This is a genomic window from Escherichia sp. E1V33 (genome assembly GCF_004211955.1).
Classification (GTDB): domain Bacteria; phylum Pseudomonadota; class Gammaproteobacteria; order Enterobacterales; family Enterobacteriaceae; genus Escherichia.
Genome location: NZ_RHJI01000017.1, coordinates 136599 through 149622, shown reverse-complemented (window position 1 = coordinate 149622; position 13024 = coordinate 136599). Strand labels below are relative to the sequence as shown.

The following is a 13024-nucleotide window of genomic DNA, read 5'->3' as shown; positions in this document are numbered from 1 at the left end:
CGAAGGCGAGCTTCGTGACAATAAATTACGTCATATCATACGCCTACATTCGCGCGTTGAATTATCCTCAACCGGGTTATCGCTGATGCCGTTATTAATATAGCTCTTCGTTCAGGTTATAAATCAGGCAACAGAACGTTCTCTGTGCTGACTAACATAATGGAGAGGCGTCATACCATAGAAGTCTTTAAATACAGATATAAAATAGGAAGTGCTGTTGTAGCCGCAGGATTGTGATACCTGTGAGATATTTTTGCCGTCCATCATTAATTCATTTACGGCATAACGCATACGGCATGTTGTGATTATTTGGCTATAACTGGTGTTTTCACTTTTCAGTTTTTTCTTTAACAAGCTGGGGCTTAGACATAAACAGCTGGCTACCATACTAAGATTCCAGTCTTTATGAATATCGCTTTCAATTATTTGATAAACACTGTCGCTTACACAATTACGTAACATATACATCATAAGAGAAAGGAATTTTTTACTGTCGAGAAAGCGTGATAGCACAGTGAATAATAATGCACGAGTGCGCTCTTTTTCTGACTCTGTTTCAGCGGGCATCATGCTATGTTGGGCAGCGACGCGAAAGAGGTCTAATGTCAAGCATGGCAAGGCCAGGACAGGGGTTGCGCTTCGTTGCCAGACGGGTATTTTTGAGAGATCTTTATTCAGAAAACGGAGGTAATCTTTAATGATGTCATGACTAATATGCGCAACCAAAGTGTTATTAAGTGAGGAGACATCAATAATATTATTTTCACAACTTAATAACGCCATGTGGTTAGCTTTCAGGCTTATAGGTTCTTTCCCATTCACCCTTAACCAGACATCTTTTTCAGTCAATAAAACAATACAAGGTTGGTCGCTGCAAATCCTCATACATGTACTCCTGAATGCAAATAAAAGACCCGTTTTCGCCAGGAAGAGCGATACGGGGAAATGGTTATATAATTGTATGACGAATCAAAACATGCATAAAAATAACGTGTTTTACTAATATTACAAATTTTTATAGTAATTTCTCATGTACAAAAAATTTTACATGCTGAAAAAGTGTAAATAACAGGCAAAAAAAAGCGCGGGGTGGGACCGCGCAAAAAGTATGACATTTTTCTTTGCAGCAATTTTTATGAAAACGTTGCCATACTCAATAGGCCTCAGGCCAGGCGGCGTAATGTTATTTAACAATTACGCCTTCAGCGGAATAGTGGTTACGCTTTCACACACATCACGTGGTAAATACCGTCAATAATTTCGGTACCTTCAGTTTCGTGTTCAAAACCAGGGAAATGATGATCCCAGGATTGTAGTGAGCGTAAATAGCTTACCTGCGGACTGTTTTTATCGCCGAAGTTTTCACCAGACAGCAGCATTGGGATTCCTGGCGGATACGGGATGACAGAGTTCGCCGCAATTCGTCCCGGCAGGTTTTCAATGGATACCAGTTCGACGTTGTTATCGACAATTGCGTTGTAGGCTTCACGCGGGGTGATTTCAGCCACCGGCAGGCCAGAATAGGCTTCGTTCAACCGTGCTCCTGGGTTGTTTTCTTTCAGCCAGGCAAACATTTTGTCGCCCAGATCGTGAATACCCATATTCGCGTAAGTGTCAGGATATTGTTCAGCAAGTTCCGGCATCACCTGTGCCAGCGGTGTATTAGCGTCGTAGTGGCGTTTGAAAGAGCAAAGTGTGTTAACCAGAGTTCCCCATTTCCCACGGGTTACGCCCATAGAGAACAGGAACATAATCTGGAAGTCAGTGGTGCGGGTTGGCACAATGCCGTGGCGACCAAGCCAGGCAGTGACCAGCGCCGCCGGAACACCGGTTTCTTCCAGTTCACCTTCTTCACCCATTCCCGGAGCAAGGATGCTGACTTTAATCGGGTCGAGCATACTCCAGTTATCCGGAATATCTTTGAAGCCGTGCCAGCTTTCGCCCGGATGCATTACCCAGCAGTCCTGAACGGTGGTCAGCAGTTTGCTCGGCGCGTCGGCAAAGTCATAGGTTTTGCCAGTTTCCGGGTCGGTAACCACTTCTTTATTCCACGGTTTAAAGAACCAGCTTCCTTCATCGGTAAATTCTTTATACAACCGCGCCATTGCCTGACGGAAATCGACCGCTTCGTCGATAACTTCCTGCGTCAGCGACAGGCCACTGTTGCCGTCCATCATCGATACAGCCACATCGTTTGATGCGCAGATGGCATACAACGGGGAAGTGGTGGCATGCATCATGTATGCCTGATTAAAACGGGAGAAGTTAATCGCGCCACGGCCTTCACGCACATGAATGTAAGATGCCTGCGATAGCGCATTCAGCAGTTTGTGAGTGGAGTGGGTCGCAAAAACGGTTGGGCCGTTATGATCGCCCGGTTCACCGCGCATGGCATAGTGATCGGCATAGATCGGATTAAAGCGCGCATAACCGTACCAGGCTTCGTCGAAGTGCAGACGATCGGAGGTTTTTTCCAGCAGATCCTGTGCTTCTTTGGCGTTGTAGCATACGCCGTCGTAGGTGCAGTTGGTTACCACGCAGTAAGAGGGTTTTTGCCCAACTTTATCTTTGGTCAGCGGGCTTTCGCTGATTTTCTTCTGTAAAGTTTCAGGCTGCATTTCCTGCGGATAGATTGGCCCGATAATGCCGTAGCGGTTGCGGCTTGGCACCATGTAGACCGGTTTCGCGCCAGTCAGCATTAAGCCTTGTTCGATGGATTTGTGGCAGTTACGGTCAACGACCACCACATCGTTATCGGTCATGCAAGCTTGCATGATGGTGCGGTTAGAGCCGGAAGTCCCGACGACTACTGACCAGGAGCGATCGGCGCCAAATACGCGCGCGGCATATTTTTCGCTTTCGCCAAATGCGCCAGTATGGTCGAGTAAAGAACCGAGGGAAGTTCTTTCGATGCCCATGTCGGTACGGAACAGATTTTCACCATAATAGTCATGGTAGAAACGTCCGGCTGGCGTTTTGGTGAAGCCGACGCCGCCCTGGTGGCCTGGCGCTGCCCAGGAATATTCATGGATGTCGCTATATTTCATCAGCGCGCTGAACAGTGGCGGCAACAGCTGCTGGCGGTAGCGGGTCATCGCGGCAACGGCGCGTCCGGCGATAAAGTCGGCGGTATCTTCCAGAATCCAGGCGAATTCATCGACAAGCTCCAGCAGGTCGCGATCCATTGCGGCGAGGGCTTTTTCCCGATCGCCTAACAGGAATACCGGCACATTTTGCTGGCGCTCATGAAGCTTACCGATCAATTCTCTGACGTTTTGATGTTCGTCCGGATGTTCCATTTGATAGCTGAACATCAGACAATCTATGGCCTCATTTGAAGAGAGAATGGCAAAACCATCATCAAAGGAGGTGGATTTAATCACGGTAACATTTTGCTGGCTTAAAGCATTTGCCAGACGCTCAACGGCGTTACCAACCCAGGTGTCCTGATGGAGAAACTCGCTTTCAACAATTAATACTTTCATCATTGCTTACCCGGTTATGAAGGAATCTTCGCTGCGGGCAAGTATCTTCTGGGTATTTCAGGCTGTAAAGCGAGTAAAAAACAGGCGCTTTTGTTTTTTTATTTTTATAAACAAGTGATTACATTGATTTTTAAAGTTGTTTTCACTGCTTATTATCGACAGCTAAACTATTTTTTTGGCTGATACTGATATCATCTTTAATCGGGATGCGTCTGGCGGCGTTGTTGGCTAAGTTTGCGGTATTTTTGTGGCGACATGCCGACATATTTGCCGAACGTGCTGTAAAAGCGACTGCTCGAACGAAAGCCTGCAGTCAGGGCAATATCGAGAATACTTTTATCGGTATCGCTCAGTAACGCGCGAACGTGGTTAATGCGCATCGCCGTAATGTACTGTTTCATCGTCAGTTGCATTACCCGCTGGAAGATCCCCATTGCATAGTTGGCGTTAAGTTTGGCGTGCTCGGCTACGTCGTTGATGGTTAGCGCTTGATCATAGTTTTCGGCAATAAAGCCCAGCATCTGGCTGACATAAAATTGCGCATGGCGCGAGACGCTGTTTTTGTGCGTACGCGAGGTTTTATTGACCAGAATCGGCTCCCAACCAGAGAGGCTAAATCGCTTGAGCATCAGGCCAATTTCATCAATGGCGAGCTGGCGGATTTGCTCGTTTGGACTGTTGAGCTCCTGCTGCCAGCGACGCACTTCAAACGGACTAAGCTGCTGTGTCGCCAGTGATTTGATCACCATACCGTGAGTGACGTGGTTTATAAGGTCTTTATCCAGCGGCCAGGAGAGAAACAGATGCATCGGTAAATTAAAAATCGCCATGCTCTGACAAGTTCCGGTATCTGTTAGTTGGTGCGGCGTACAGGCCCAGAACAGCGTGATATGCCCCTGATTGATATTCACTTTTTCATTGTTGATCAGGTATTCCACATCACCATCGAAAGGCACATTCACTTCGACCTGACCATGCCAGTGGCTGGTGGGCATGACATGTGGTGCGCGAAACTCAATCTCCATTCGCTGATATTCCGAGTACAGAGATAGCGGGCTGCGGGTCTGCTTTTCATCGCTGCTGCACATAAAGGTATCAGTATTCATGGATGACTCTCTTTCCTGGATTATCAGAATTATGACATGAGTAGGTGAGGATGACTGCGAATGGGAGCACGGTTTTCACCCTCTTCCCAGAGGGGGCTGGGGACCGTCCGAGCATCAGGAGGCCGAAAACTCTGCTTTTCAGGTAATTTATTCCCATAAACTCAGATTTAACGATGCTTCACGCAGGATCTGAGTTTATGGGAATGCTCAACCTGGAAGCCGGAGGTTTTCTGCAGATTCGCCTGCCATGATGAAGACATTCAAGCAAGCCAGGAGATCTGCATGATGTCTGCACCTAAAATTACATTTATCGGCGCTGGTTCGACAATTTTCGTTAAAAATATTCTTGGTGATGTGTTCCATCGCGAGGCGCTGAAAACGGCGCATATTGCCCTGATGGACATTGATCCCACCCGCCTGGAAGAGTCGCATATTGTGGTGCGTAAGCTGATGGATTCAGCAGGGGCCAGCGGCAAAATCACCTGCCACACCCAACAGAAAGAAGCCTTACAGGATGCCGATTTTGTGGTGGTGGCATTTCAGATTGGCGGTTATGAACCCTGCACGGTGACTGATTTCGAAGTCTGTAAGCGCCACGGTCTGGAACAAACCATTGCCGATACGTTGGGACCGGGCGGTATTATGCGCGCGCTACGTACCATTCCGCACCTGTGGCAAATTTGCGAGGACATGACGGAAGTCTGCCCCGATGCCACCATGCTCAACTACGTTAACCCAATGGCGATGAATACCTGGGCGATGTATGCCCGTTATCCGCATATCAAACAGGTGGGGCTGTGCCACTCGGTGCAGGGAACGGCGGAAGAGCTGGCGCGTGACCTGAATATCGATCCATCCACGCTGCGTTATCGTTGCGCAGGTATCAACCATATGGCGTTTTACCTGGAGCTGGAGCGCAAAACCGCAGACGGCAGTTACGTGAATCTCTACCCGGAATTGCTGGCGGCTTATGAAGCAGGGCAGGCACCGAAGCCGAATATTCATGGTAATACTCGCTGCCAGAATATTGTGCGCTATGAGATGTTCAAAAAGCTGGGCTACTTCGTCACGGAATCCTCAGAACACTTTGCCGAATACACGCCGTGGTTTATTAAGCCTGGTCGCGAGGATTTGATTGAGCGTTATAAAGTGCCGTTAGATGAGTATCCGAAACGCTGTGTTGAACAGTTGGCGAACTGGAATAAAGAGCTGGAGGAGTATAAGAACGCCTCCCGGATTGATATTAAACCGTCGCGGGAATATGCCAGCACGATTATGAACGCTATCTGGACCGGTGAACCGAGTGTGATTTACGGCAACGTCCGTAACGATGGTTTGATTGATAACCTGCCGCAAGGATGCAGTGTGGAGGTGGCCTGTCTGGTTGACGCCAATGGTATTCAGCCAACCAAAGTCGGTACGCTACCTTCGCATCTGGCCGCCCTGATGCAAACTAACATCAACGTACAGACGCTGCTGACCGAAGCCATTCTCACCGAAAATCGTGACCGTGTTTACCACGCTGCAATGATGGACCCACACACCGCCGCCGTGCTGGGCATTGACGAAATTTATGCCCTTGTTGACGACCTGATTGCCGCCCACGGCGACTGGCTGCCTGGCTGGTTGCACCGCTAAGGTGTAGTCGCTTCCGGCGCTCTGGTGATAAGGCCAAAGCGCCGTAGCTGGCGGCAATGAAAGCGAGCGAGGAATATCACCGTCGTTAATGCGCCCAGCAGCGCGCAGAACATATCGGATTGCGTGTCCCACTGGTCGCCCTGGGTGCCGAGAAAATCATCCGCTCCCTGGCCCATTGCCAGCGCCGCCCACCACTCGATTAATTCATACATTGCGCTTATCGCCAGCGCCACGCAACAGACCAGAAACGCCACCATTTTACGTCCGCGAACGTACATCCCGCGAACAAGGATCTCTCGTGCCACCAGTGCAGGCACCAGCCCCTGGAAAAAATGCCCCAGCTTGTCATACGGATTACGGCTCAACCCTAACCATTCCTGCACGTCAAAACCGATGGGGACTTTCGCGTAGGTGTACTGCCCACCGACCATCAGGATGATGGCGTGAAAAAAAATCAGCGTATAAAGCAGCGGCGTTAACGGATAACGTTTCGCGGTGGCAAGGAGTAGCGGCACGACAATAATCACCGGTGTCACTTCCATCAGCCAGGTGAGTTTGTCATGGGCCGAAATGCCGGTATAAATCAGGATTAACGTTAGCGTCAGTGCGCCGGTGTTAAGAATTAACGGCTTGAGTGTGCGGGTCATGGTGAGTTCGCAAGTCAGGGAAAATACTGACTATTCACCAGCAAGCGTGAAATTACAATCGCAAAAGAGGTGGCCCAGGGGGATCACCTGGCAGCATGCTGCCAGGCGCTGGGCCGAAGAGGTTACTTAGTGCAGTTCGCGCACTGTTTGTTGACGATTTGCTGGAAGAAGTCGTTACCTTTGTCATCGACCAGGATAAACGCCGGGAAATCTTCTACTTCGATTTTCCAGATAGCTTCCATACCCAGCTCCGGATAAGCGACGCATTCCAGATGCTTGATGCTCTGCTGCGCCAGTACCGCCGCCGGACCGCCGATGCTACCGAGGTAGAAGCCGCCGTGTTTATGACACGCGTCGGTAACCTGCTGACTGCGGTTACCTTTCGCTAGCATGATCATGCTGCCGCCGTGGGATTGCAGCAGATCCACGTAGGAGTCCATACGACCTGCGGTGGTTGGGCCAAGTGAACCTGATGGATAACCGGCAGGCGTTTTCGCCGGACCCGCGTAGTAGATCGGGTGATCTTTGATGTACTGCGGCAGTTCTTTACCTGCGTCGATCAGCTCTTTCAGCTTGGCGTGCGCAATATCACGACCCACGATAATGGTGCCGGTGAGCGACAAACGAGTGGAAACCGGATATTGCGAAAGCTGGGCGAGGATCTCTTTCATTGGGCGGTTAAGGTCGACTTTCACCGCTTCGCCTTCACCAGCCTGGCGCAGTTCTTGTGGAATGTACTGGCCTGGATTGTGTTCCAGTTTTTCAATCCAGATACCTTCGCGGTTGATTTTCGCTTTAATGTTACGGTCAGCGGAGCAGGAGACGCCCATGCCTACCGGGCAGGATGCGCCGTGACGTGGCAGACGGATAACGCGAATGTCGTGCGCGAAGTATTTACCGCCAAACTGCGCGCCAAGACCGAGTTTCTGGGCCTCTTCCAGCAGTTCCTGTTCCAGCTGGACATCGCGGAACGCCTGACCATGTTCGTTCCCTTCCGTCGGCAGTTCATCGTAATAGTGAGCGCTTGCTAACTTGACGGTTTTCAGGTTGGTTTCCGCAGACGTACCGCCAATCACAAACGCGATATGGTACGGCGGGCAGGCTGCAGTACCGAGGGTACGCATTTTCTCGACGAGGAAGTTTTTCAGTTTGCCGGGAGTCAGCAGGGCTTTGGTTTCCTGGTAGAGATAGGTTTTGTTGGCAGAGCCGCCGCCTTTCGCGACGCAAAGGAATTTGTACTCATCGCCATCTACCGCGTACAGGTCGATTTGCGCAGGCAGGTTAGTACCGGTGTTGACCTCTTTGTACATGTCCAGCGCCGCGTTTTGTGAATAGCGCAGGTTATCTTCGATATAGGTGTTGTACACGCCTTTCGACAGCGCTTCTTCATCACCACCGCCGGTCCATACGCGCTGACCTTTTTTACCAACAATGATCGCGGTGCCGGTATCCTGGCAGGTCGGCAGCACGCCTTTGGCGGCGATTTCGGAGTTTCTCAAGAATTGCAGTGCTACGTACTTATCGTTCTCGCTGGCTTCTGGGTCGTGAAGAATAGCAGCAACCTGTTTCTGGTGTGCCGGGCGGAGCATGAAAGAAGCGTCGTGAAAGGCTTGCTGCGCCAGCAGGGTCAGGGCTTCTGGTTCCACTTTCAGGATGGTTTCGCCGTCGAATTCGGCAACGCTGACGTAATCGGAAGTGAGCAGATAGTATTCGGTATTGTCTTTCCCCATCGGGAAAGGTGCCTGATAGATAAATGGTTTGTTTGACATAGCTTCCAGCCTGTAACTCTGTATTTGTTATACGAAAATGGCGTGCCGCACAGCGACGGGCAGCACGCAGAGTGCAATTACAAGAACCCGTACATCGCGGCGAAGATCCAGCCAAAGACGCAGGATACGCTCACGCCAATCAATCCTGGCAGAATAAAGCTGTGGTTGATGACGAAGCGACCGATGTGGGTGGTGCCGGAACGGTCAAACTGAATCGCTGCCAGATCGCTCGGATAAGTTGGCAGGATGTAATAACCGTAGCAAGCCGGTGCTGAAGCCACGATGTAAGCCGGGTCAACGCCAATCGCCAGTGCGACAGGAACAATCGCCGCCAGCGCCGCGGCCTGGGAGTTTACAAACTTGGAAACCAGCAGCAGAACAATGGCATAGGCCCACGGATACTCTTTCACCATTTCGCCCAGTACGCCCTGAATTTCAGACATATGCGCACCGAACATGGTTTCCGCCATCCATGCAATACCGTACACCGCCACGATGGCGATCATACCGGAACGGAAGACTTCGTTTTTTGAGATAGACGCGGGATTGGTTTTGGTCAGGATAATAATCAGCGCCCCGGTCAGCAGCATAAACATCTGAATAACCAGTACCATCGACAGCGGTTTGCCGCCGAAGGACGGACGCAGGTCCGAATCAGCACCGAGGAGTGCGACCACGGCAATTGCCCCGAGGAAGATCCACATAGCCAGCCAGTTACTTTTCGGCAGCTTTTTATCCAGCAGCGTCGCGGTATCACCGTAAACGTATTCACGGTTTTCAGGTACGGAGATGAATTTCTGGAACTCTTCGTCTTTATCCAGATCTTTACCGCGGAACCAACTGAAGATACCGATCGCCAGGATACCTAACAAAGTAGATGGAATGGTGATAGCAAGCAGGTCGAGGAACTCAAGATGACGGCCATCAAAGGTGACATTACCCAGCATCGCAACCAGAGACACGACCGCAACCGACACCGGACTGGCGATGATCCCCATCTGTGCACCGATAGAACTTGCCGCCATCGGACGTTCCGGACGGATATTGTTCTTAATTGCCACGTCGTAGATGATTGGCAGGATGGTGTAAACCACGTGACCTGTACCGCAAAGAATGGTCAGCGTACAGGTAACAAACGGCGCGACAATAGAGACATATTTCGGATTGCGGCGTAGCAGTTTCTCGGCAATTTGCAGCATGACGTCAAGGCCGCCCGAGGCTTGCAACGTGGCCGATGCCGCCACCACCGCGATGATAACCAGCATAACATCAACCGGTGGTTTACCCGGCTGAAGGTGGAATACGAATACCAGAATGACGAGGCCGATACCGCCTAATAAACCTAGCGCGATACCGCCCTTTCTGGCGCCATAGAACAGACATATCAATATTATGATAAGTTGGATAGTAAATAACATTTGTGACCCCTCACGATAATCCCATTTAAATTTCTACTGAATAGAACGCAGTCTCGTTCTGTTTTGTATGAACTTTTTTCAGAGCCTGACTAAATATCCTTTTGGTCGTTACTGGCCTGAGTAATTACTTCACAGTGAATATTGGCTGATTCAGGCAGCGATAAATTAATACACTGTGATAAGCGACTTTTTCAGAGAAAAATACTCTCTGGCGATGGGGTTATAGTTTGTTTTGCGCAGATGTTAATGGTTTGTTTTCTACTATCTTATTGATATTTATCAGTATATTTTTTGTTCTATGGGCGGCTGTCATTTAGGTTATAGACTATTCTGATCTACCCATTTGTGGGTAAAAATACACATAATGCGGTTGACATAATAGTTAATTAACTTTTGTTAGCGTTTTGAAATTAAAAACACTATTTATCCTAAAGAATATTAAATCGCTGGGATGAGAGGGGGATAATTATATTTGATCTGGCACAAGTTTTACTGATGGACGATGTAACTTGTGCCAGTGCTCTTTTGCATTACTGCAATAATTGTTACTTGCGGATAACCAATGGTGCGTTATTGGCAATATTGTTTCAGCAATGAGTAATGTTCCGCTTGAATACGGTAACGGTAAACCGGACGACCAGTGACGCCATAATGGATGCTGGTAAATAAGATGTGGCAGTTGACCAGCCAGATCAGGTACTTGCGGCAGGAAACGCGCGAGATGTTCACCTCGTTGGCTAACTCGTCGGTTGAAAACTCATAATCCTGATGCGCGTCGATCCACTGGCACAGCGTGCGTAGGGTCTGCGGCGTTAGTCCTTTCGGCAGGCGACGGGTGTCCTGTTCGTTGGAGCTACTGCCGTGGATCAGCTGGTCCAGCTCGGCCTGGTCATAATATTGATGCTTCTCCAGCGCCATTTTCTTTTGTCGCCAGCCGGTGAGCGCCTCTTCAAAGCGTGATGCCTGGAAGGGTTTGATCAGGTAATCAACAACGCCGTAATGCAACGAATCTTTAATCGTCGCGGCATCCGCAGCGGAAGAAATGACAATCACATCGCTTTTGCAGCGAGCATTATGCAGTACCGGAAGTAAATCTAGCCCGTTCTCTTTCTGCATATAGATATCGAGCAATATCAGGTCAATAGGCGTGTCGCTGTTGAAAATAATCTCTTTGGCTTTTTCCAGTGTCGAGGCCGTTCCGCAGCATTGAAAGCCCGGGATCTGCGCCACGTATCGGCGATTCAGCTCCGCCACCATTGCGTCGTCATCGATAATTAATACATTGATCATTTGCTCGACTTCTCCCCGTCCCAGGGTATCTGGACAAAAAATTGTGTGAAAATCCCGGGTTCCGATTCTACGGCGATACTGCCGCCGAGATTTTCTACCTGTTGTTTGACAAGTGCTAAACCGACGCCTCGTTCGCTTCCTTTTGTCGAGACACCCTTGTCAAAAATGTGAGCGATTTTTTCGGGGGCGATCCCCGGTCCATCATCATTAACTTCACAGTGCAGCCAGCCGTGGCGGTAGTGCAATGTTACGCTGATTTCGCCACCGGGTTCCGGTCCTAATGCTTCCAGCGCGTTTTCTATCAGGTTTCCCAGCGTGGTAATCAGCGTCGCGACCTGGTCTTCACTGCCGCTGTCTGGCAATTGGCTTTCGCTGTTTAAAATCAGCGTATGGCCTAAATCGGTCGCGCGGTTAAGTTTGCTGATTAAAAAACCAGCGATAACCGGCGATTTGATCTTGCCCAGCAGAGAGCCAATCTCTTCCTGATAGTTATTGGCTGTTTTGAGAATGTAATCTTCCAACTGCTTATAACTCTTCAGATGCAATAATCCGAGAATCACGTGCAATTTATTCATAAATTCGTGGGAGCGTTCACGAAGTGCGTCGGCATAGTTGACCAGACCATCCAGTCGCTGCATCAGTTTACGTACTTCAGTTTTGTCCCTGAAGGTTGAAATGGCACCGATGATAACCCCATTACTGCGCACCGGAGCGGTGTTGATTAGTAATAGCCGATCTTTGACGGTAATCTCTTCGTCACGGCGCGACGTACCGTTGCGTAACACTTCCGAGACATCCACCACCTGCGACCATGCCTGACTTAGCGTTGAGAGACTCTCGTCATCCTGCGATTTGTGGTAGTTAAGCAACTCCTGCGCGGCATCGTTGATTAGCGTGACTTCGCCGCGATCGTCCACGGCCACAACGCCTTCTTTTATTGACTGCAACATGGCCTGGCGTTGTTCAAACAGGGTGGAGATCTCATAGGGTTCCAGACCGAAAAGCATTTTTTTCAGCACGTTAACCAGAATGCAGGTGCCGATCAGCCCTACCAGCATGCCAAATAACACCGACCAGATGATACTCCAGCGGCTGTCGTTGATCTGTTGAGTTACGCGGCTTAATTCAAGACCGATCGCCACCACGCCAATCTGTTTATTATTTTCATCATAGATGGGGGTAAATACGCGCAAGGCCTGCGCAAGGAAGCCGCGGTTGATAGCAACATTTTCTTCACCATTCAGCGCTTTAAGGATGTCATCACCTTTAAATGGCTGACCAATACGCTGGGGTTCAGGATGCGAGTAGCGAAGGCTTTGCATATCTGTAACGACAATAAACAGCAGATCGTTACGTTTGCGCACGGCTTCCGCGATGGTCTGGATATTGCTGTCCTGTGGTTTTTTCTGCAAGCCCTGACGGATTTCCGGCGAATCGGCAAGGGTACGTGCCACTGCCAGCGCCTTGTTGGCTAGTCCGTCACGCGTCATGTCACTGATTTGCGAGAAGTAAATCAGATGCACCACCAGCAGCACCGAGAACAGTACTGCGCTGACCATTAAGATCACCGTAGTACTCAATTTCATCGGATGTTTGCGCAACATGCGGTAGGGCCGTGAATGTCTCATCATCTTCCTTGTATGACAAATTTCTTAAGCATTATCTCTGATG

General features: G+C 49.6%; 9 protein-coding genes. 1 reads left to right on the top strand and 8 read right to left on the bottom strand.

Features of this window, described 5'->3' with window-relative positions:
* Window positions 1–123 precede the first annotated feature (123 nt).
* From adiY to melR, 3 genes are all read right to left on the bottom strand, one after another.
* Window positions 124–885 carry a DNA-binding transcriptional activator AdiY gene (gene adiY, locus D9742_RS16215; RefSeq protein ID WP_130237571.1) on the bottom strand — a complete coding sequence of 254 codons (762 nt, stop codon included), beginning with the start codon at window positions 883–885 and terminating at the stop codon, window positions 124–126.
* 332 nt (window positions 886–1217) lie between these two features.
* Entirely contained in the window at window positions 1218–3485 is a 2268-nt protein-coding gene (adiA, locus tag D9742_RS16210; RefSeq protein ID WP_130237627.1) for an arginine decarboxylase, read from the bottom strand.
* A 197-nt stretch (window positions 3486–3682) separates the two neighbouring features.
* Entirely contained in the window at window positions 3683–4612 is a 930-nt protein-coding gene (gene melR / locus D9742_RS16205; protein WP_276319715.1) for a transcriptional regulator MelR, read from the bottom strand.
* A 261-nt stretch (window positions 4613–4873) separates the two neighbouring features.
* Here melR and melA point away from each other — a divergent pair, with 261 nt between their 5' ends.
* Entirely contained in the window at window positions 4874–6229 is a 1356-nt protein-coding gene (gene melA, locus D9742_RS16200) for an alpha-galactosidase (protein WP_130237569.1), read from the top strand.
* On the opposite strand, the gene D9742_RS16195 is transcribed toward melA, so the two are convergent.
* From D9742_RS16195 to D9742_RS16175, 5 genes are all read right to left on the bottom strand, one after another.
* Window positions 6226–6876: a DUF2238 domain-containing protein gene (locus D9742_RS16195; RefSeq protein WP_130237568.1), complete on the bottom strand. Its 651-nt coding sequence runs from the start codon at window positions 6874–6876 to the stop codon at window positions 6226–6228. The two genes, melA and D9742_RS16195, sit on opposite strands and share 4 nt — an antisense overlap.
* Before the next feature lie 122 nt (window positions 6877–6998).
* Complete coding sequence (gene fumB, locus D9742_RS16190; RefSeq protein WP_130237567.1) at window positions 6999–8645, bottom strand: class I fumarate hydratase; 1647 nt, start codon at window positions 8643–8645, stop codon at window positions 6999–7001.
* A gap of 77 nt (window positions 8646–8722) precedes the next feature.
* Window positions 8723–10063 carry an anaerobic C4-dicarboxylate transporter DcuB gene (gene dcuB / locus D9742_RS16185; RefSeq protein WP_000899528.1) on the bottom strand — a complete coding sequence of 447 codons (1341 nt, stop codon included), beginning with the start codon at window positions 10061–10063 and terminating at the stop codon, window positions 8723–8725.
* Between the two features lie 570 nt (window positions 10064–10633).
* A complete protein-coding gene (gene dcuR, locus D9742_RS16180) occupies window positions 10634–11353 on the bottom strand; it encodes a two-component system response regulator DcuR (protein WP_064525723.1) in 720 nt (239 codons plus the stop codon).
* On the bottom strand, window positions 11350–12981 hold the full coding sequence (locus tag D9742_RS16175; RefSeq protein ID WP_130237566.1) for a sensor histidine kinase: 1632 nt from the start codon (window positions 12979–12981) through the stop codon (window positions 11350–11352). The genes dcuR and D9742_RS16175 overlap by 4 nt, the downstream gene beginning before the upstream one ends.
* Between the last annotated feature and the right edge of the window lie 43 nt (window positions 12982–13024).